Raw genomic sequence first — 21,348 nt, 5'->3', positions numbered from 1 at the left:
AGACATTAAGGAGGGTAATTATGGATAGAACAATAAGTGAAATCATCAAGTTTGTAGATGATAATGATATTAAATTTATTAGACTTCAATTTTGTGATATATTGGGGGAATTAAAAAATATATCAATAATGTCCTCTCAATTAGAAAGGGCTTTTAAGTATGGAATAAGCTTTGATGCTTCATCTATAAAGGGATTTTTAGATATAGAAGAGTCAGATTTATTCTTATATCCAGACCCATCAACATTAACAATATTACCTTGGAGACCACAGGAAGGTAGGGTGGCAAGATTCTTTTGCTATATTAAAAAGCCTAATGGGGAAATCTTTGAGGGAGATACGAGATATATACTTAAAAAAACAGAAGATGAACTTTGGAGTAAAGGATATTTATCTAAGGTTGGACCAGAATGTGAATTCTACTTGTTTAAAAGGGATGATGAAGGAGACCCAATATTAATTCCTCATGATTTAGCTGGATATTTTGATGTTGCACCTTTTGATAAGGGAGAGAATGTAAGAAGAGAAATTTGCCTTACACTTGAGGATATGGGATTAACTCCAGAAAGTTCTCATCATGAATCAGGACCAGGGCAAAATGAAATTGATTTTATGTATGATGGATCTCTAGCTTCCGCTGATAATTTTATAACTTTTAAAAATGTAGTAAAAACAATAGCATCATTAAATGGGCTACATGGAAGTTTTATGCCTAAACCATTTATAGATAAGAGTGGTTCAGGTCTTCATATAAATTTATCCTTGTTTAAGGATGAGGATAATATTTTCTTAACTGATGTAAATCATAATAAAAATGCAGAAAGTTTTATAGCTGGAATTTTAGGGCGTATTAAAGAGATAACAGCAGTTTTAAATCCTACTGTAAATTCATATAAAAGATTTGGGGGATATGAAGCACCTAAATATATAACATGGTCACACAATAATAGATCACAGCTTATAAGAATACCAGCATCAAAGGATAAGTACTGTAGGATGGAACTTAGAAGTGCAGATTGTACATGCAATCCATATATGGCTTTTTCTTTATTATTAAAGGCAGGTCTTGAAGGCATAGAGAAGAATAAAAAACTTATAGCTCCTGTTGATAAAAATATGTATTCAAGTCTATTAGAAAATGATATTGATAGTCTTCCAGATAATCTTGGGGAAGCTATAAATATAATGGAAAAAAGTACATTTGTAAAAGAGTCATTAGGAGATTTTGTTTTTAATAAGTTTATCGAGAATAAAAAGAATGAATGGAAGCATTACGAAGAAAAATGTGTTCAAAATGATGAAGTAAGTGATTGGGAAATAAATAATTACTTTATTAAACTTTAATTAGATGTGCTAGCGTGGGAGGTGTTATATGGATAAGATACTTGTAGTTTGTAGTTCTGAAAAAGGAAGAAAAGTATATACTGACAATTTAAAAGATATGGGATATATCCATGTTGACACTGAAAATAATAGTGGAGCTGCAAGGAGAAGAATACTTGTAGATGAATATAATATGGTTATAATTGATACACCTCTTACTGATGAATTTGGTAATGATTTAGCTATTAAAATAGCAGAAGGAGGAACTATTGGGGTTATACTTATGGTTAAAAGTGAAAGTGCTGATATGATTAGTGCTAAGGTTGAAGATTATGGAGTATTTGTTATATCAAAGCCTTTTACAAAATCAATATTTTATCAAGGAGTAAAATTTGTTTTTACCTCTTTAAGGAGATTTAGGGCGTTAAAAAAGGAGCAAAGCACATTAAAAAGAAAAGTAGAAGATATAAAGAGAATAGATAGAGCAAAATGTTTGTTAATTCAATATAATAACATAACGGAGGAAGAAGCTCATAGAGTTATAGAAAAGCATGCTATGAATGAAAGAATAACTCGTAGAGAGGTGGCAGATAAAATTATTAAAAGATATGGGGTATAGATATTATGAAATTTACAAAGATGCATGGTATAGGAAATGATTATATATATTTTAATTGCTTTGAAGAGAAAATAAAAAATCCAGGGGAATTATCAATTAAGTTAAGTGATAGACACTTTGGAGCTGGTGGAGATGGTATTGTGCTTATATTGCCATCAGATAAGGCAGATTTTAGAATGAGAATGTTTAATGCTGATGGATCAGAAGGAAAGATGTGTGGCAATGCATCAAGATGTGTTGGTAAATACTTATATGAGAAGGGGCTAACTAAAAAAACAAGTATTAAACTAGAAACTCTATCAGGAATTAAGGTATTAGATTTAAAGGTAGTAAATGAAAAAGTAGTATCTGTAAAAGTAAATATGGGAAAACCTATTGTAGAGGCAAAAAATATTCCGGTTATATCAGATGAAGAAGAAGTTATAAATAGAGAGTTAATTATTAATAAAGAAAAATATAATATTACATGCCTATCAATGGGAAATCCTCATTGTGTAGTATTTATGGATAATATTCATAACTTAGATTTAGAAAAAATAGGACCATATTTTGAGAATAATGAAATTTTTCCAGATAGAATTAATACAGAATTTGTGGAAATTATTAATGAAAAATATATAAAAATGAGAGTTTGGGAAAGAGGAAGTGGTGAAACCCTTGCTTGTGGAACAGGGGCATGTGCTTCTGTTGTAGCTTCAGTTATAAACGGATATTGTAAGAGAGATAGTGATATAAAGGTTGGGCTTTTAGGTGGAGAATTAATTATAAATTATACTTCACAGGGAGATGTTTATATGGAAGGACCTGCAGAATTTGTGTACGAAGGAAGGATAGAAGATGAGTAAAAAGTATATTTTTGTAACAGGTGGAGTTGTATCAGGCCTTGGAAAAGGTATAACAGCAGCATCCTTAGGAAGACTTTTAAAAAGTAGAGGATTAAAGGTAGCAGCTCAAAAGTTTGACCCATATATTAATATTGATCCTGGAACAATGAGCCCCTTTCAACATGGTGAGGTTTTTGTAACAGATGATGGTGCAGAAACGGATTTAGATTTAGGGCATTATGAAAGGTTTATTGATGAAAGCTTAAATAAATATTCTAATATTACAACAGGTAAGGTATATTGGAATGTTTTAAATAAAGAAAGAAAAGGGGAATACTTAGGAGAAACGGTTCAAGTAATACCACACATTACAAATGAGATTAAAAACCAAGTTTATTTACTGGGAAATAATACCAATTCAAATGTGATTATTACTGAGATTGGAGGAACTGTAGGTGACATAGAATCACTTCCATTCCTAGAGGCTATAAGGCAAGTTTCATTAGAAGTAGGACGTGAAAATTGTTTGTTTATACATGTTACTTTAGTTCCATACATATTAGGGTCAGAGGAATTAAAGACTAAACCAACACAACATAGTGTAAAAGAGTTGCAAGGTTTGGGAATAAAACCAGACATTATTATGTGTAGATGTGACATAGAATTAAATGAGTCAGTAAGAAATAAAATTGCAATGTTCTGCAATGTAAAAGAGGATTGTGTAATAGAAAACAGAACTGTACCAGTATTATATGAAGCACCATTAATGCTTGAAAAGAATAGATTTTCTGAGATTGTATGCAGAGAATTAGGAATTAAAAATACTAAATCCAACTTAACTGAATGGGAAGCTATGGTTAAGAAAATTAAAGCCTGTGATAAGGAAGTTAAAATTGGAATAGTAGGGAAGTATGTACAACTTCATGATGCATATATTTCTGTAGCAGAAAGTTTAAAGCATGCAGGTTATGAAAATGGAGTAAACATAGATATACAATGGATTGATAGTGAAGAGGTAACAAGAGAAACAGTTAAAGAAATGCTAAGGAATTGCAGTGGTATAGTTGTACCAGGTGGTTTTGGTAATAGAGGAATAGAGGGGAAAATTGAAGCGATAAGGTATGCTAGAGAAAATAATTTACCTTTCTTAGGAATTTGCTTAGGTATGCAAACTGCTGTAATTGAGTTTGCAAGAAATGTTTTAGGTTTAAAGGATGCTAATTCAAGGGAGTTTGATGAAGTATGTAAGAACCCAGTTGTAGACTTAATGAATAATCAACTAGGTGTTGAGTATAAGGGTGGAACAATGAGATTGGGCTTATACCCTTGTGCTATAAAAGATGGTAGTAAATTAAAAGAATTATATGGAAGAGATAGAATAGAAGAAAGACATAGACATAGGTTTGAGTTTAATAATAAGTATAGAGCAATGTTTGAAGAAAAGGGTATGACATTAAGTGGTGTTTCTCCAGATGGAAGTTTAGTTGAAGTTGTAGAAATAGATAAGAATGACTTCTTTGTTGCAGCTCAATACCACCCAGAGTTTTTATCACGTCCAAATAGACCACATCCGTTATTTGTGGGATTAGTAAAAGCATCCAAGGAGGGGGAGTATGGTAAAGATCAATAGTAACTATTTAAGTTTAAAAGATAGCTATTTATTTTCAACAATAGCTAAAAAGGTTAAAGCTTATAAAGAAAAGAATCCTGATAAAAGAGTTATATCTCTTGGAATAGGAGATGTAGTTTTACCATTATCAGAGCCAGTAATTAATTCATTAAAAACTGGTGTTGAAGAAATGGCAAAAAAAGATTCCTTTAAAGGGTATGGTCCTGAACAAGGGTATGATTTCCTAAGAGAAGGTATTAGGGGATATTATAGTGAATTTGGTGTTCAGCTAGATGAAAAATCAATATTTATAAGTGATGGAGCTAAAAGTGATTTGGGAAATTTATTAGATATTTTCTCAAAGGATAATATAGTTTTAATACCAGATCCAGTGTATCCTGTATATGTAGATACTAATATTATGGATGGAAGAAAAATAGAATATATGAACTGTAATGCAGAAAATAATTATCTTCCATTACCAGATTTCAATGTTAAAGGAGATATAATATATTTATGTTCACCTAATAATCCTACAGGTGCAGCATACAATAGGGAACAATTAGAAAAGTGGGTTCAATATGCAAAGGAAATTGGAGCAATAATCCTTTTCGATGCAGCATACGAAGCTTTTATATCTAGCCCAGAAATTCCAAGAAGTATATATGAAATAGAAGGGGCAAAAGAATGTGCAATTGAAGTATGTTCCCTTTCTAAAACAGCTGGCTTTACAGGAATGAGATGCGGTTATACAATAGTTCCTTTAGAATTAGAATGTGAAGGAGTTAAGTTAAACAAGTTGTGGCTTAGAAGACAAACAACTAAATTTAATGGGGTATCTTATGTTGTTCAAAAGGCTGCTTCAGGAGTATTCTCTAAAGAGGGAAGAGAGAAGGTAAAGGAAGTAATAGATTATTATAAAGAAAATGCTAAGATAATATCTAAAGTCTTTGATGAACTTGGAATTTCTTATACTGGAGGAGTAAATTCACCATATATATGGATTGAATGTCCAAACAAAATGTCATCTTGGGAGTTTTTTGATTTTCTATTAACAGAAGCAAATGTTGTTGGAACTCCAGGAGAAGGCTTTGGTGAAAATGGTGAAGGACGCTTCAGATTTAGTTGCTTTGGAGATAGAGAAGATATAGAGGAAGCTTCACAAAGAGTGTTTAAAGCGTTAAATGATTTAAAGTAGTATCTAAAGAGAAAAAGGTTATAGACATAGTTGTTAAAATAAAGAAAAGTATAAATAAATATATATTAAAGATTTTAAAGTAAGCTTAGAAATTATATTTTAAGCTTACTTTTTATATTTTTAGGTATTCATTCTTTGGAAAATGAATATAATTTTATAATGACTAATAGTCATTGTAAGATTATAAGGAGGTAATGCTATGAACATAATTGAAACCATCGGAAAGGAAAGTAGGGAGGTGATTATTTCTCAGGTTTGTAGAATCCTAGAAAAGAATCCAGAAAAGAATGTAGACAAGTTATTTAGTGTTATTAAGGCATTATCAAGAAATACAGAAAGTAAAGATGCTATAGAGAGTATAGAGAAATACTATAATGAAGTACCTTCTATAAAGGAAGAGATAAATCATATACTTTCCACCACAAATTCAAACTGTTTACAAAAGTTTTTTAAGAATTTTTTGGCTAATGCTATATGGAGTGGAGTACCTAAAAGAGGAAAGTGGATGGAAAGTGAAGATACAAAGATTCCTTTTGTACTATTATTAAGTCCATCAATGAGATGTAATCTTAGATGTACTGGGTGCTATGCAGCAGATTATCCTAAAGATTCAGGACTTTCATATGAAGAGGTGGATAGAATAGTTGGAGAAGCTAGAGAGTTAGGAATACATTATATGATTATATTAGGGGGAGAACCTTTTTTTGTAGATTATATGTATAAAATATATGAGAAATATAATGATGTTTACTTTACTCCGTTTACAAATGGAACCCTATTTAATGATGAGGTAGCTGATAAATTATGTAAGCTTGGAAATGTAATGCCTATGTTTTCTTTAGAAGGTTTTGAAGAGGAAACTGATAGTAGAAGGGGAAAAGGAATATTTAAAAAAGTAATGGAAGGTATGGATTTATTAAGGAATAGGGGAATACCTTTTGGCGTTTCTTCAGCTACATCAACTCATAATATAGATAAGGTAAGTTCTGAAGAGTTCATTGATATGCTTATAAAGAAAGGATCCTTAATGAGTTGGTATTTTATTTATATGCCTGTTGGAGACAAGCCTAATGTAAAGGATATGCTAACTCCAAGTCAAAGAATAGACCTTGGTAGAAGAACTAGAAAAATAAGAACTACAAAGCCTTACTTTACAATAGATTTCTTTAATGATGCTCCTTATGTAGGAGGATGTATAGCAGGAAAGTACTATTGTCATATAAATTCTAGTGGTGATGTAGAACCATGTATATTTGCTCATATTGCTACAGATAACATAAAGGATAAAAAGCTTATAGATGTATTTAGATGCAATATGTTTAAGGAATTAAGAAATAGGCAACCCTATAATAAAAATATGTTAATGCCATGCATGATGATAGATAACCCTAATGTAATAAGAGAAATTGCAGCTAAGGTTAATGCATATACCACAGATGCCAGTGCAAATGCTATGCTAAATGATAAATATTTTAAAGAAAAGTTAGATACTTTAGCAAGTGAATTTAAGCCATATGCCGATGAAGCTTGGAAAAAAGATTTCAATTGTAAAGGTAATGATGAGTTTTCTAAGGGATAAAATATATAGTTAGGTATTTATCATTTTTTATTTTTAGGATAAACTATAAATATACCGATATAGGGTATAAGGAGGAATAATAATGAGTAACGACAAAGATAAATTAAATAAGGATATTTTAAATAGATTAAAAAGAATAGAAGGTCAAGTAAAAGGAATCCAAGGAATGGTGGATAAGAATGTATGCTGTAAGGATGTTCTTATACAAATTTCTGCTATTAGATCAGCTATTAATAAAGTGGGCGCATTAATGCTAGAAAACTATGCAATGAATTGTTTATCCCTTGATGAAAACTCTGAGGATAAAGAAAAATTACAAGAGTTAATTAAAACAATGAATACATTTATGAAATAATATAATCCAAGATATAAAAGAGAAGTTCTAATAGAGCTTCTCTTTTACTGTCTAGGAAAGTTACCTTTAGTATGTGGGGGAATAGATATATTTTTCTGTGACTTCTAGCTTGCGACGGAACGCGAAAAATAAATATCCATTCCACCTTTTTTATGATTTAAAGAAATATTTAAATATTGTTATAAATATACAAATATATAGCAAAAATAAGTTGGGCAAGTTAAAATTATACTAGGGATGATAATAATGAAAGTTAATAAAAAAATGCTTTTGGGAGTAATAGCTTTAATTATTTTTTCATGGGGAGTAAATATGATTTATTTTATGAATACTCGTATCAATGAACCTTTGTTTTGTTATAGCTATGGAGATAATGAATTAGCTCTTATTTCTTATTTTACAAGTGATGAAGAAGATAAGATAGAAAGAGTTGTATTTCCTGAATTAGGAGAGGAAGAATTTGATATTCTTAATATGTACAGTTATCCTGGAAGTTCAACTGGTCTTTTTCATAATGAATTAAATCATGAGATAGGTTGTAAGTATAAAGTAAATTATTTTTATATTCCAATAAGGGAATTCTCTGATGAATATACAAAGAAATTATTTGGTGGTACCAAAGTAACAAAGTTAAATTATACTACAGCTAAAGGAAAAGAAGGTGCCATAGAATTTGGTGAAATTAAGTTTAAAAATAAAGATTTAACTTTATTAGATAACAATATTATTAGTGTGAGTGATTCACTTTACGATAGCTATTACAATTACTCTAGTTTTATTGTAGAAGATGATATTGAAATTACAGGAATAGATGATGAGTTATTTAAGTTATATTTAGAAAATGGTTTGATTGAAATTAATAATAAGAAAATAGATATCAAAAGCTTTCCTATTAAATTGGGATATCAATTATAAAATTATTAATATTTATCTTTCCGCACCTTATACTGAATCTTTCTGATGCTGTAATTATGGAAGATAGTATTTATTTTTTTATTGCAAAAGAAAGTCTTAATATTGTATCTACTGTACTTTGGATTTATGTGGTTTTTTACTTGTTAAAAGGGGTTTATGCAATGGTGGCAGAAAGGGGAGACAATGCGATTTTAAGGCATATTAGATTTACTATGGTGTGTTATTTAACGCTATTTGCCATAGAGCACATTATGACCTCTCTTTTATATAACATAGATTTTGCAGGAGTAATAAGGACAATTGCTATATTTGTTGTAGTGGCAGAAGCAGTATGTAATATATTAATTTTGGTTATTATAAATAGAAGTAAAAAACTTCTTGAGGATAAGAGTGATTTAGTATAAAATTTAGAAGGAAATTCACAAAAGAAAGTAGAGGAATTAACTCATGGACTTTATTATTTTAATTATAGGATTCTTTTTGCTAATTAAGGGAGCAGATATATTTGTTGATGGGGCTTCTTCAATAGCTAAAAAAATAGGAATCCCTTCTGTAATAGTTGGACTAACAATTGTATCATTAGGAACAAGTGCACCTGAACTTGCAGTAAGTTTGATTTCTTCTTTTAATGGAAACAATGGTATTGCAGTAGGAAATGTTTTAGGATCTAATTTGTTTAATACACTAGTAGTTCTAGGTGGAACAGCTATAGTAGCACCACTTTTAATAAAAAAATCTACTATAAAAAGAGATTACATAGCTACATTAGTAGTAACAATTTTAACTTGTTTCCTTATTTTTGGATTAGTACCTAAGAGTGAGAATATGCTTTCACGTATAAGTGGTATTATCTTATTAGTAGTATGTATTGCTTATATGTTTATATTAGTTAAGGCTGCTAAAAAAGATAGTGTTAAAGATGAAGAGAATACATCTGAAATAAAAATGTCAAAGAATATACTATTATCATTAATAGGTGTTGTAGGAATAGTCTTTGGAGGAAATTTAGTTGTAGATTCAGCTACAAATATTGCTTATGCTCTAGGAATGAGTGAAAAGTTAGTTGGACTAACTATAGTGGCTGTTGGAACTTCCTTACCAGAATTAGTAACATCAATTGTTGCAGCTTTAAAGGGTGAAAATGATATTGCATTAGGGAATGTTCTAGGTTCTAATATATTTAATTTAGTACTTATACTTGGAGCTTCAGCAACCATTAGTCCTATTACAGTTTCAGGGGTAATGCTAATAGACTTCATAATTTTAATTGCAGTAACATTATTTATTGGTGCTTTAATATTCTTTAATAAAAAGGAAGATAAAAGGCTTGGTAGATTAGAAGGAATAATCCTTGTTGGAATATATGTAGCATATTTAGCTTATATAATAATGAGAAACTAAAAGAAGAGAGCTATAGATTATATTATCTGTAGCTCTCTTCTTTACTATATAAAAATTTGATATACTAAAATAAAAAGATTTATTTTTTGATTTTTTTGTTAAGTATAATCATAAACCAAATTAGTGAAGCACCTAATATAGCATGTCCTAAACCTGCCATATGAGGAAGGCCAGCAAAATCCTTAGAAAGTACTTCAAGTACTCCACGGAATACTATTGTTCCAATTAAGGATATTAATCCTATGTTGTATGATATTAACCATTTGTTAAAGTGTTTGTAAGATGAAACATCAAAGTTTTTATCAAGTAATAATATTATTAGGAAAAATAAAAATCCTAATACTAAAGTATGTGTGTGTGCAGTTCCAAGAACTGTTTCACCAGAAAAATTATTGAACTTAGTAAATTCTCTGTGGAAAACACCAAGGATTAGTCCAAGTCCAAGATAGATAAATGATAAATTAAATAATTTTTTCATTTGCTTAACTCCTTAAAAACAATAAATATTAACTAAGATTAATTATACATTAAATAATAAAAAAGTAAAGAGGGGATGAATATATGGGTACAATAATAGCTCTACTTATGTTAGCAGCGGGTTTATTTGTAATAGGCTTAGTAGCATATAAAACAGCCGTAGGTATGGGAGGTAGTACAGCATTAAGAGGTGTTGCTGTTAAGAAGGAAAATAAGGGATCAATATCTTTTAAGGAATGTAGAAATCTAACTGGAGAAAAAAGCAAAGTCTTTATGATTGAGGCAAATAAAAAGGTTAAAGTATTACTTAATGTAGAAGGGGAAAAAGGAGAGGTTCTTGTAACTATTAAGGATAAGAGTGGAAATTTAATTCTTAATGATAGAAAAAGTGAAGAGTTTGAATATACTGCTGATGTAAAAACTAGAATAAATGCAAGTATTAAGTTTACTAACTTTTATGGACAAGTAGAATTGGATGTTATATAAAAAGTTGTACTGTAGGGAATATTTTTAATTCGCTACAGTACAACTTTTTAGCTTATTATAACATTTGTTTTTTCTGGAATGTTGTCATATATCCATTTAGCGTTTACTTTTGTAAGTCTTACACATCCATCTGAAAGAGCCATTCCTAATCTTCCATCTCTTATTGAGCCATCTAAATTATAAATTATTGAATGAAATAGATAGTTTCCTTTAAATTGAGTATAGTACCAGCATTTATAGCCTTTTTCCACTCCAAAATATAATCCTTTAATGCCAACTGTATATGTTCCTTTAGGTGTTGGAGTAGAGGCTTTGCCTATTGTACATAAATAACTGTGTACTAGTGTCCAGTTATTGGTTTTGCCTTTAAAAATATTTGTTTTAAAATTCTTTGTATCTACCCAAATTAAATAGGAAGTTAAGCTTGAGTAATTTTTTGAATTAATATAGTCTAATATTTCTTCAGTATAATTTGGAGAAGCTCTATAAAACTTTTTTGATATATAATTGATTATTTTCAATTTACACCTCATTAATTACTTTTATAGTAAGGATTTACATGAACCATACAATGCTTTATTCTTGAATCTTCTTCTATTAAATTATGGACATATAATGCTATTTTATGTCCTTCTTCTACAGTTAATGTAGCATCCACAGATATATCAACATCAACGTAAAGCCTATTGCTATGCTTTCTGGTTTTTAAATTCTTTATTTCATAAATTCCATCTATTGAGTTGATTCTATCAATTATAACTTGGATATCTTCTTCAGATGCAGCTTCGTCTATTAATTGTGAAATACTTTGTTTACTAATATCAAAAGCAACTTTAATTATTACTAAGGCTATTATTATTGCAACAAGAGGATCTAGAAAAGTATAACCCATTCTAGCACCAGCTATACCTATTAAAGCACCAGCTGATGATAATGCATCAGATCTATGATGCCATGCATCAGCTTTTAAAGAAGGGCTATTAATTTGGTTAGCATATTTTATTGTATACCAATACATTAATTCCTTTACAATGATTGAAATAATAGCTGCAATTATAGCTGAAAAGCCAGGAGTAACATAGCTATGGTTAATTATTTTGATTATTCCAGAGAATCCTATGCTAATTGCTACAAGAAAAAGAACAATAGCGAGAAATAATGAAGTTATACTTTCTATTTTTTCATGACCATAAGGATGAGACTTATCAGCTTCCTTATGAGATAGCTTTAAACCAATAATAACGCCTATTGTCGTTATCACATCAGAAAGAGAGTGCATTCCATCTGCAAGCATAGCAGTACTTCTAGCTATAAAGCCTATTAGTATTTTTATAAATGCTAAGATAAAGTTTCCTATAATAGTATTTTTACTTACACGTACCCCAATGTCTAACCTTTCATCTTTCATAAATTCATCTCCTAGTTCTCAATTGAATAAGTAAAGAAAATTTTCTCTTTATATAATATTAATAAATATAAGGAGTGTTACAGAAGTAGGAAGTGATAGCATTTATCAATTGAAAAAATGGAGGTAGATATTTATTTTTCTCGTTCCGTCGCAAGCTCCAAGTCACAGAAAAATAAATATGTATTTCCTAGACGTTAAAAAAAGAAGAGAAATTTTATGAAATTTCTCTTCTATTAGTTATTTTCATTTAATAAATTTTTTTTACTCTTCCTTCTATTTATTAACCTTGTAATTGTAGAAACAAAAATAATACCAAGAACTAGAGTGCCTGAAGAGGCTAGTGTATTTAATCCAAGTTCTAAAGAACCTGTTACATTTCCGGTAATTGCTTCATACATTGTGTAATACATTCCTGCTCCAGGAACTAGTGGAATAAGACAACATATTACTAGGGTAGTAACTGGAGTTTTTAGTACTCTAGCAAATATTTCTGAATATACGCTAAAGCATATAGATGAAATAAATAAAGAGCTAATAGTAGAAAGGCTTAAATGAAGACCTAATGCATATACAAACCAGCTAAGACCACCACCAATAGCTGCAAAAAACAACTTTTTTCCCTTTATATTGAATATAATTCCAAAACCACAGGAAGCAATAAAGGATGCCATAGTTTGAACAAAAACCATTGTCATTATATATTACCTCCTAAAGTATTAATCCAGAAACTTAATATTGCACCTGATCCGACAGCAATTGATATAGCTATAAGAAAAGCTTCAGCAGCTTTAGTTAACCCTGCTAAAAAATCACCGGCTATAGTATCTCTAATTGCATTTGTAATTGCAAGTCCAGGCACAAGAAGCATTATAGCACCAATTATAGTTTTATCTATATTAATTTTAAATCCTAATATAACTAAAAGTAATGTAAGTGAAGCTGCAGTAGCCCCTCCAATACAGTTAATAAAGAATTCATTTATAGATAGTTTTTGGAACTTTATAGTAACTATTTTTATTATTAAACCTATAAAAGTAGCAGCTAAAAGGTCATTAAAGCCTCCTCCAAAAAGTATGGAGAATGTACCTGCTGCAAGTGCAGAAAAAGCTAATGTAAGAGGAATAGAATATCTTTCGCCATTATCTATTTCTTTTAGTAGCTTTAAAATATGGCTTAAATCCATAGGTTCACTTTGTAAAGTTCTTGAAAGTTCATTAATTTTATCTATTTTATTTAAGTCTACGCTTCTTGATTTAACTCTATTTATTAAAGAATATGTTTTATTGTCATGGCAAATTGAAACCATTATTCCAGTAGGAGTTACAAAACTATCAGCTTCATCAACACCAAAGGAATAGCATATTCTACATATTGTTTCTTCAACTCTATATGTTTCAGCACCGCTTTCAAGCATTATTCTACCAGCATATGTAGAAACATGTAGGAGCTTGTTCATATCCATATATATCACTCCTAAAGTAAAAATTACTTAAGTATTATAGCATATAAGAAGAAAATATTATATAAATTTTGGTTGATAATTGGTATAATAAAGACTATAATTTATTAAAAACTAGATTGGGGTGGAAAAATGAATTTTGATAATGTAAAAAAGGTAGATGAAGAAGTTTATGCTCTTATGGAAAAAGAGTTAAACAGACAACAAAAAGGTATAGAACTTATTGCATCTGAAAACTTTGCTAGTGAAGCTGTTATGGAAGCAATGGGATCATACTTAACAAATAAGTACGCAGAAGGATATCCAGGAAAGAGATATTATGGGGGCTGCTACGTTGTTGATGAAATTGAAGATATAGCTAGAAATAGAGCTAAGGAACTTTTTGGAGCTGAGCATGCAAATGTTCAACCTCATGCAGGTTCACAAGCTAATATGGCTGTATATTTCACAATTTTAAAACCTGGGGACACTGTTTTAGGGATGGACTTAAGTCATGGTGGACATTTAACTCATGGATCACCAGTTAATTTTTCAGGAAGATTATTTAACTTCGTATCATATGGCGTTGATAAGGAAACTGAAAGAATTAATTATGATGAAGTAAGAAAAATTGCATTAGAATGTAAGCCAAAACTAATTGTAGCTGGTGCGAGTGCTTATGCAAGAATAATTGATTTTAAAAAGTTTAGAGAAATTGCAGATGAAGTTGGTGCATATTTCATGGTTGATATGGCTCATATTGCAGGGTTAGTTGCTGCAGGGTTACATCCATCACCAGTACCATATGCTGACTTTGTAACATCTACAACTCATAAAACTTTAAGAGGACCAAGGGGAGGATTAATCCTTTGCAAAGAAAAGTATGCTAAGGATTTAGATAAAAATATATTCCCAGGAATGCAAGGTGGACCTTTAATGCATGTTATTGCTGGTAAAGCAGTATGCTTTAAGGAAGCTTTAGATCCTAGCTTTAAGAAATATATGACAAAAGTAGTAAATAACTGTAGAGTTTTAGGGGAAGAACTTGTAAATAGAGGATTTAAATTAGTTTCTGATGGAACTGACAACCACCTAATCCTTGTTGATTTAAACAATAAGGATGTAACAGGAAAAGAAGTTGAAAATCTTTTAGATACAATTGGAGTTACTGTTAATAAAAATACAGTGCCAAATGAAACTAGAAGCCCATTTGTAACATCAGGTATTAGAATTGGTACTGCAGCAGTTACTACTAGAGGCTTTGAAGAAGAAGATATGAAAGTTATTGCTGAAATAATTGATGAGGCAATACAAAATAGAGAGGGAGATCTGTCTACTTTAAGAGAAAAGGTTGAAGCTCTTTGTGACAAACATTCATTATACTAGAATATAGGAGGTTCATATATATGAGCCTCTTTTTTGTTTATAAATTTAAAATTATGAGAGGTAATAAGAAGTGAGAAAAAAGAAATATATTATTGTAATAACTGGGTTAATAGCATGTGTCTCCTTAATATTAGGATACAATTTAATTAAAGCAATAAATAAGCAAAAGATTTTTAAATACTCATTAAAAGACATGGAAATTATATCTACAAATATGGATGAAAACAATAATTTAGAAGATAGTATTAATGGTATTGAAGTGATAGAATTTACTCCACCATTTATCGAAACAACTATTGAAAGTACTTCAAATGACTGCACTACATTAGCAGTATATATGAGCGAAAGATATCATATTAATTTATCAAAATCTAATAATGAATTGAGTGAATATGCAAAGTTAGGTGGTGTAGAAAGACATAAGGTGATAAAGGGTGATGTTAATGACTTTATTATTGAGCTAACCTATGCTTCAAATGGATTAGATGAAAATTCAGTTTTATTAAAGGATAGGGATAAAGATAAGAGTAGACCTTTATTCAAAACTAGATATCATATAAAAAAGACTAATAAGCCAGCAACTTATGAATTAGTTGAAGTTGGGGCAAATCTAGGTGAATAGGGGGAGAATATAATGAAAGAAAAAACAGAAAAAATATTAATATGTACTTCTATAGCCTTATTGTTATTTTGCATATTTTCTTCTATATATATTTTTAAAAATAGGAAATATAATGATGAAGAAAAATATCCAGTTATAGAATATAGTGATACATCAAGAATGAGGTATATAGCTGTTCCAATGTTAGAAGAGTATTTAAATAAATATGTAAATAATGCAAGTTATGAAGAGGAAAATATAAATATAGCTAGTTATAAATATAAAAATAGTCAGCTTATTGCAGGAGATAATGAGGTTTTTGCAGTAGCAACTATTTTTGAAGTAGAACCTAAAAATCCTAGGGATATAGGAGATTTAGTAAACTGGGGGATTTATGGAGATGATGGCCTTATACATTGTAATTGGACTTTTATAATTAGAAAAATTGATGGAAATAAATATAAATTAATAGATATAAAAGATACTAAAGAGGTAATTAAAGAGCTTCAATTAGATAACAATATAAATTTGATGGAAGTAGTAGCTGAAGCTAATAAGTGTAGTTATAAGATAGAAAATGACAAAATATATGTTACCTACGATTTAGGAGAACAGTGGGTTGATACATCTCTAACATATAGTGGTTTTGTAGGAGATATAGTAGATAATGGAAGGAACCCACAATTGCCAGAGGGAAGTTATATGCCTGAGTTACCAAAGGGAAGCTATTATATAACACCAGAGAAGACAGCATTTATATCCCCATCAGGAGATATGATATTATCTGAGGATAAAGGCTTAACATGGGATAAGGTTAAGGTAGGACCAGCTGGTATTGTTGGTGTAAGAGCAAGCTTTGTTGGATTTACTGAAGATGGATTTGGGTATGCACTTTTATGTGGAGATAGGGTAATGAGTTGGGAAACAGCATCTATATTTACAAGTAATGATGGTGGCCATAATTGGAATTATATTGGGGTGTTAGAGGATGAAGGAGGCTCTAGTTTATCTACTGGAATATCATTTTCAACAGATAAAATAGGATTTATTTCTACTAATGCAGGATTAGAGAGAACTGTAGATGGAGGAAAAACCTGGAGTAGGGTTGAAGTGGATATTCCTGTAGATTTGAAGGTATACTATGACACTCCATTAGTACCAGCTTTTAAGGATGGAAAGGGAGAACTTTTAGTTGGTCAAGGTAGCGATGGAGATTATGGAGCAGCAGGAAGTCAGTTTGCAAGATTTGTAAGTGAGGATAATGGGCTTACTTGGACTTATAGTGGCGAGGTAATAAAATAGTTATTCATAATTAAGTAGAATAAATATTACTAAAAAGAACAACCTATACTTGAGGTGATATTATGGGAAAAAAGAAAACAAATAATAAAGTACACATAAATCATGATCCACAAGCAGAAAGCTCTAGAGCTGTTTTTGGAGAGCCTAAAGCTAAAGGTGATGAATTTACTCCAAGAACCTTTAAGTAATATCTACATTTAAGTATAAGGGGAGATATATAATGACTAAAGAAGAAAGAATTAATAAATTACTTGAATGGATGAAAACTGCAACAAAGAGTGAAAGGCATATACCTGAAATAGAGGAATTTGCAAAGAATAATCCTAAAGTTTTTGGTGAATTTCACAGACTTGCTGGAGGAATAATAAGTGGTGAAGATTTAAGTACAAAAGAAAAGTTAGTTGAATTAATAAATAATAATGAAGAAGAATTTAATGCCATATTTAATGCATTAAATATAAAGTGATTTTAGTATTAAGGAGTAGGTATTTATTTTACTTAGAACAAGAAAAACAAATATCTACTCCCCTTTATTTTTAGTTAGTAATATAATAAGTCTAGGGGGGATGAAATGAAGGATTATGATTCAATAAGGCCGGAAATAAAAGTTGAATATAAGTTATGGGAAAAGGTTGTTATAGCTATAGGAGTACTAGGAATTTTATTTTCAATTATATACTTAGTTATCAATTGGGGAGGCTTACCAAAAGAAATTCCAGTTCATTTTAATGGAGCAGGTGAAGTAGATAATTGGGGCAATAAAGGAACACTTATGATATTTCCTATATTATGTACTATAACTTATGGACTAATGATGATATTTACTTTATTTCCTAATGGATATAATTATATCGTTAAGATAACAAGAGAAAATGCAGAAAATCAGTATAGAAATGCTAGGGAATTAATAAATTATATGAATACAGAAATGGTATTATTTTTTGCATTTTTAGAGTGGAGTTGTATTCAAGTAGCATTAGGACAAGCTAAAGGACTAGCAGTATGGTCTGCTATAGTATTTGTTGTAGTTTTAATTATAACTTTAGGATATAAAATATATAAAATGTATAAGTTAAAGTAAACATTGACAAAAAAAGTGGAATAATATATTATGAAATAAATTAATAATTTTAATGGCAGTGATAAAGAGGAGTAAAAACTGAAAGTATCAAAGAGAGAGGGGTAAGGTGTAAGCCCTTATATGGAAGGTTTTGAAGGTAGCTTTTGAGCTTCTTTAGTGAAATTTAAGTAGCTAAAGACGGTTTTTCTAAATCGTTATTTAATTAAGAGCCCATGAAAGTGGGAATAAAGGTGGTACCGCGAGTCTTCGTCCTTTTTTGGATTGAAGGCTCTTTTTTATTTTATAAAATAAAGAAAGCAATTAACTTAAAGGAGGAATTAATATGTTAGAAAACAAAGAATTATCTACAACTTATAATCCTAAAGAGTTTGAAGATAGAATTTATAAGACTTGGGAAGAAAATAAGTATTTTACACCTGTAATAGACAAGAGTAAAAAGCCTTATTCAATAGTAATGCCGCCACCAAATATAACTGGTAAGTTGCATTTAGGGCATGCACTTGATAATACACTTCAAGATATGCTTATAAGATTTAAGAGAATGCAAGGTTACTGTACTTTATGGTTACCAGGTGAAGACCATGCCTCAATTGCAACAGAAGTTAAGGTTGCTAATGAACTTGCAAAGCAAGGTTTAGATAAGAAGGAAATGGGAAGAGAAGCTTTCCTTGAAGAAGTATGGAAGTGGACTGAAGAATATAGAGAAAAGATAAGACAACAATTAAAGAAAATGGGTGTTTCTGCTGACTTTACAAGAGAAGCATTTACTATGGATGAACACCTAGATAAGGCTGTAAAACATGTTTTCGTTAAATTATATAACGAAGGGTTAATCTATAGAGGAAACAGAATAACTAACTGGTGTCCTAAGTGTCAAACTGCATTGTCTGATGCAGAAATTGAATATGAAGAACAAGATGGATTCTTCTGGCACATTAACTATCCACTAGCTGATGGATCAGGTTCACTTGAAATAGCTACAACTAGACCTGAAACATTACTAGGAGATACAGCTGTTGCAGTTAATCCTAATGATGAAAGATTTAAGGATTTAGTAGGTAAGATGTTAATCCTACCTTTAACAAATAGAGAAATTCCTATAATAGCAGATGATTATGTTGATATGGAATTTGGTACTGGTGCAGTTAAAATAACTCCTGCTCATGACCCTAATGACTATCAAGTTGGTTTAAGACATGATCTTCCACAAATTAAGGTTATGGATGATAAGGGAATTATAAATGAACTAGGTGGAAAGTACCAAGGCATGGATAGATATGAAGCTAGAAAAGCTATGGTTAAGGACCTAGAAGAGCAAGGATTACTTGTAAAAGTTAAAGCTCACACTCATAATGTAGGAACTCATGATAGATGTGGAACTACAGTTGAACCAATGATATCAAACCAATGGTATGTAAAGATGGAATCTTTAGCTAAGCCTGCTATAGATGTGGTTAGAGAAAAGAAGACTAAGTTTGTACCAGAAAGATTTGAAAAGACTTACTTCAACTGGATGGAAAATATTCAAGATTGGTGTATTTCAAGACAATTATGGTGGGGACACAGAATACCAGTATGGTACTGTGGAGACTGTGGAGAAATAAACGTTGCAGAAGTTGCTCCATGTAAGTGTTCTAAGTGTGGATCAGAAAACTTAACTCAAGAAAATGATGTTTTAGATACATGGTTCTCATCAGCACTTTGGCCTTTCTCAACTTTAGGATGGCCAGAAAAGACAGAAGATCTAGAATACTTCTACCCAACAAGTACATTAGTTACTGGATATGATATCATATTCTTCTGGGTTGCTAGAATGATATTCTCAGGCCTTCACAACATGAAGGAAACTCCATTTGATACTGTACTAATTCACGGTATTATAAGAGATTCAGAAGGAAGAAAGATGAGTAAGTCACTAGGTAACGGTGTTGACCCACTTGAAGTAATAGACACTTATGGTGCAGATGCTTTAAGATTCATGCTAGTTACTGGTAATGCTCCAGGAAATGACATAAGATACTATCCAGAAAGAGTTGAATCTGCAAGAAACTTTGCTAATAAGATTTGGAATGCATCTAGATTTGTTATGATGAATCTTGATAAGGAAGTTATGAATAAGTATGCAGATTGTAAGGAATATTCATTAGCTGACAAGTGGATATTATCTAAGATGAACACATTAGTTAAAGAAGTTACTGAAAACATGGATAAGTTTGAACTTGGTATTGCATTACAAAAGGTATATGACTTCATGTGGACAGAATTCTGCGACTGGTATATAGAACTTGTTAAGCCTGTATTCTACGGAGATGATGAAAAGGCTAAGGGAGTAACTTATAACGTATTAAATACTGTTCTTGTTACAGGATTAAAATTATTACACCCAGTAATGCCATTTATCACAGAAGAAATTTATACTCATTTAACAGATGAAGAAACTATAACAACTTCAGTATGGCCAGAATATTCAGAAGAGCTAAGTAATGCTGATGCTGAAACTGAAATGGGATATGTAATAGAAGGTGTTAAGGCTTTAAGAAATGTAAGAGCTGAAATGAATGTTCCACCTTCAAGAAAAGCAAAGGTTATTTGCTATATTGGAGAAGAAGCTAAAAATGCATTTATGGCAGGAACAGCTTATATTGAAAAGCTTGCATCAGCTTCAGAAGTTGAATTTATAGCTGATAAGTCAGAAGTTCCAGCAAATGCTGTATCTGTTGTTGTTAAGGGTGGAGAATTATTTATGCCACTTCTTGATTTAGTAGATAAAGAAAAGGAACTTGAAAGATTAAATAAAGAAGTTAAGAAGCTTGAAGGTGAAATTGAAAGAATTGACAAGAAGCTTAATAACCAAGGGTTTGTAGCTAAGGCTCCACAAGCAGTTGTAGATGGAGAAAAAGCTAAAAGAGAAAAGTATGTTGAAATGTTAGAAGCTGTAAAAGGAAGAATAGATGCTTTAAATTAAAAAATATGTTTTATTTAGGTGCTATAAGATTATATCTTATAGCACCTTTTTAAGCTAAAAAATACATATCTTACCTTTAATAAGAAAAATTCACAAAATATTAATTGAATAAATATTCTGAATATTCTACAATAAAAGTAGAACGTTAAGTTCAAAAAAACTATTAAAGGAGGAGAAAGATGAAAACTAGAAGGTTTAAACAGTTTTTGTCGACACTTTTAGTAGTTGCGCTAACGTCAGCAGGAATTACAGTTAGTACTAGTGCAACGGAAGCAAAAGATAATGGACAGCTTAACGTTACAAATGAAAAAAACTCAGATGAACTTAAGAGAAAAATAGTAGGATACTTTCCAGAATGGGCTTATTCAAGTGAAGCTCAAGG

The 21,348-nt window shown here is 30.6% G+C and carries 24 protein-coding genes and 1 other annotated feature; of the genes, 19 read left to right on the top strand and 5 right to left on the bottom strand.

Translation table 11 applies throughout. The features are described 5' to 3' along the window. Nucleotides 1-20: 20 nt before the first annotated feature. The 10 genes from glnA to G594_RS0106785 all read left to right on the top strand — a co-directional run bounded on the left by glnA (nucleotide 21) and on the right by G594_RS0106785 (nucleotide 9,822). Nucleotides 21-1,343, top strand: coding sequence for a type I glutamate--ammonia ligase (gene glnA, locus G594_RS0106830; RefSeq protein ID WP_027097901.1), 1,323 nt, complete (start codon nucleotides 21-23; stop codon nucleotides 1,341-1,343). A 28-nt stretch (nucleotides 1,344-1,371) separates the two neighbouring features. Beyond that, the gene (locus tag G594_RS0106825; RefSeq protein ID WP_027097900.1) at nucleotides 1,372-1,941 is read left to right on the top strand and encodes an ANTAR domain-containing response regulator; all 570 of its coding nucleotides are present in this window, start codon (nucleotides 1,372-1,374) and stop codon (nucleotides 1,939-1,941) included. A gap of 5 nt (nucleotides 1,942-1,946) precedes the next feature. Beyond that, nucleotides 1,947-2,786: a diaminopimelate epimerase gene (gene dapF, locus G594_RS0106820; RefSeq protein WP_027097899.1), complete on the top strand. Its 840-nt coding sequence runs from the start codon at nucleotides 1,947-1,949 to the stop codon at nucleotides 2,784-2,786. Further along, nucleotides 2,779-4,395: a CTP synthase gene (locus tag G594_RS0106815; protein ID WP_027097898.1), complete on the top strand. Its 1,617-nt coding sequence runs from the start codon at nucleotides 2,779-2,781 to the stop codon at nucleotides 4,393-4,395. Before dapF ends, G594_RS0106815 begins: the two co-directional genes overlap by 8 nt. Further along, nucleotides 4,379-5,572, top strand: a complete 1,194-nt coding sequence (locus tag G594_RS0106810; protein ID WP_027097897.1) for an LL-diaminopimelate aminotransferase — start codon at nucleotides 4,379-4,381, stop codon at nucleotides 5,570-5,572. The genes G594_RS0106815 and G594_RS0106810 overlap by 17 nt, the downstream gene beginning before the upstream one ends. Nucleotides 5,573-5,771: 199 nt before the next feature. Next, nucleotides 5,772-7,151: a radical SAM/SPASM domain-containing protein gene (locus tag G594_RS0106805; protein ID WP_027097896.1), complete on the top strand. Its 1,380-nt coding sequence runs from the start codon at nucleotides 5,772-5,774 to the stop codon at nucleotides 7,149-7,151. A gap of 82 nt (nucleotides 7,152-7,233) precedes the next feature. After that, nucleotides 7,234-7,506, top strand: a complete 273-nt coding sequence (locus G594_RS0106800; protein WP_027097895.1) for a metal-sensitive transcriptional regulator — start codon at nucleotides 7,234-7,236, stop codon at nucleotides 7,504-7,506. Nucleotides 7,507-7,752: 246 nt separating this feature from the next. Beyond that, entirely contained in the window at nucleotides 7,753-8,421 is a 669-nt protein-coding gene (locus G594_RS0106795) for a hypothetical protein (protein ID WP_027097894.1), read from the top strand. A gap of 56 nt (nucleotides 8,422-8,477) precedes the next feature. Further along, on the top strand, nucleotides 8,478-8,825 hold the full coding sequence (locus tag G594_RS0106790) for a hypothetical protein (RefSeq protein WP_155849291.1): 348 nt from the start codon (nucleotides 8,478-8,480) through the stop codon (nucleotides 8,823-8,825). Between the two features lie 43 nt (nucleotides 8,826-8,868). Further along, complete coding sequence (locus tag G594_RS0106785; RefSeq protein ID WP_027097892.1) at nucleotides 8,869-9,822, top strand: calcium/sodium antiporter; 954 nt, start codon at nucleotides 8,869-8,871, stop codon at nucleotides 9,820-9,822. A 79-nt stretch (nucleotides 9,823-9,901) separates the two neighbouring features. On the opposite strand, the gene G594_RS0106780 is transcribed toward G594_RS0106785, so the two are convergent. Next, entirely contained in the window at nucleotides 9,902-10,300 is a 399-nt protein-coding gene (locus tag G594_RS0106780; RefSeq protein ID WP_027097891.1) for a DUF2871 domain-containing protein, read from the bottom strand. Between the two features lie 83 nt (nucleotides 10,301-10,383). Here G594_RS0106780 and G594_RS0106775 point away from each other — a divergent pair, with 83 nt between their 5' ends. Next, nucleotides 10,384-10,785, top strand: coding sequence for a hypothetical protein (locus G594_RS0106775; RefSeq protein WP_027097890.1), 402 nt, complete (start codon nucleotides 10,384-10,386; stop codon nucleotides 10,783-10,785). A 47-nt stretch (nucleotides 10,786-10,832) separates the two neighbouring features. Here the strand turns inward: G594_RS0106775 and G594_RS0106770 are convergent, their stop codons facing one another. From G594_RS0106770 to G594_RS0106755, 4 genes are all read right to left on the bottom strand, one after another. Beyond that, on the bottom strand, nucleotides 10,833-11,306 hold the full coding sequence (locus tag G594_RS0106770; protein ID WP_242829708.1) for a L,D-transpeptidase: 474 nt from the start codon (nucleotides 11,304-11,306) through the stop codon (nucleotides 10,833-10,835). Between the two features lie 11 nt (nucleotides 11,307-11,317). Then, nucleotides 11,318-12,193, bottom strand: coding sequence for a cation diffusion facilitator family transporter (locus tag G594_RS0106765; protein WP_027097888.1), 876 nt, complete (start codon nucleotides 12,191-12,193; stop codon nucleotides 11,318-11,320). A 233-nt stretch (nucleotides 12,194-12,426) separates the two neighbouring features. Beyond that, nucleotides 12,427-12,888 carry a threonine/serine exporter family protein gene (locus G594_RS0106760; RefSeq protein WP_027097887.1) on the bottom strand — a complete coding sequence of 154 codons (462 nt, stop codon included), beginning with the start codon at nucleotides 12,886-12,888 and terminating at the stop codon, nucleotides 12,427-12,429. After that, the gene (locus G594_RS0106755) at nucleotides 12,888-13,655 is read right to left on the bottom strand and encodes a threonine/serine exporter family protein (protein ID WP_027097886.1); all 768 of its coding nucleotides are present in this window, start codon (nucleotides 13,653-13,655) and stop codon (nucleotides 12,888-12,890) included. Before G594_RS0106755 ends, G594_RS0106760 begins: the two co-directional genes overlap by 1 nt. A 129-nt stretch (nucleotides 13,656-13,784) precedes the next feature. Between G594_RS0106755 and glyA the strand changes: the two genes are divergently transcribed. From glyA to G594_RS18505, 8 genes are all read left to right on the top strand, one after another. After that, the gene (gene glyA, locus G594_RS0106750) at nucleotides 13,785-15,017 is read left to right on the top strand and encodes a serine hydroxymethyltransferase (RefSeq protein WP_027097885.1); all 1,233 of its coding nucleotides are present in this window, start codon (nucleotides 13,785-13,787) and stop codon (nucleotides 15,015-15,017) included. 70 nt (nucleotides 15,018-15,087) lie between these two features. Then, the gene (locus tag G594_RS0106745; RefSeq protein ID WP_027097884.1) at nucleotides 15,088-15,639 is read left to right on the top strand and encodes a hypothetical protein; all 552 of its coding nucleotides are present in this window, start codon (nucleotides 15,088-15,090) and stop codon (nucleotides 15,637-15,639) included. 12 nt (nucleotides 15,640-15,651) lie between these two features. Further along, entirely contained in the window at nucleotides 15,652-16,920 is a 1,269-nt protein-coding gene (locus G594_RS0106740) for a WD40/YVTN/BNR-like repeat-containing protein (protein ID WP_027097883.1), read from the top strand. A gap of 62 nt (nucleotides 16,921-16,982) precedes the next feature. Then, on the top strand, nucleotides 16,983-17,108 hold the full coding sequence (locus G594_RS20625; RefSeq protein ID WP_271805043.1) for a CPC_1213 family protein: 126 nt from the start codon (nucleotides 16,983-16,985) through the stop codon (nucleotides 17,106-17,108). A 32-nt stretch (nucleotides 17,109-17,140) separates the two neighbouring features. After that, nucleotides 17,141-17,386: a hypothetical protein gene (locus G594_RS0106730; RefSeq protein ID WP_034866070.1), complete on the top strand. Its 246-nt coding sequence runs from the start codon at nucleotides 17,141-17,143 to the stop codon at nucleotides 17,384-17,386. A gap of 105 nt (nucleotides 17,387-17,491) precedes the next feature. Continuing rightward, on the top strand, nucleotides 17,492-18,001 hold the full coding sequence (locus G594_RS0106725; RefSeq protein ID WP_027097881.1) for a DUF1648 domain-containing protein: 510 nt from the start codon (nucleotides 17,492-17,494) through the stop codon (nucleotides 17,999-18,001). 49 nt (nucleotides 18,002-18,050) lie between these two features. Continuing rightward, nucleotides 18,051-18,258, top strand: a binding site (T-box leader). Nucleotides 18,259-18,323: 65 nt separating this feature from the next. Then, entirely contained in the window at nucleotides 18,324-20,966 is a 2,643-nt protein-coding gene (locus G594_RS0106720) for a valine--tRNA ligase (protein ID WP_027097880.1), read from the top strand. Between the two features lie 179 nt (nucleotides 20,967-21,145). Next, nucleotides 21,146-21,348 (top strand): hypothetical protein (locus G594_RS18505; protein ID WP_034866069.1); only part of this gene is annotated, 203 nt, incomplete at its 3' end.

This window comes from Clostridium paraputrificum AGR2156 (assembly GCF_000424025.1).
Taxonomy (GTDB): Bacteria; Bacillota; Clostridia; order Clostridiales; family Clostridiaceae; genus Clostridium; species Clostridium paraputrificum.
This window is presented reverse-complemented; position numbering and strand designations above follow the sequence as displayed.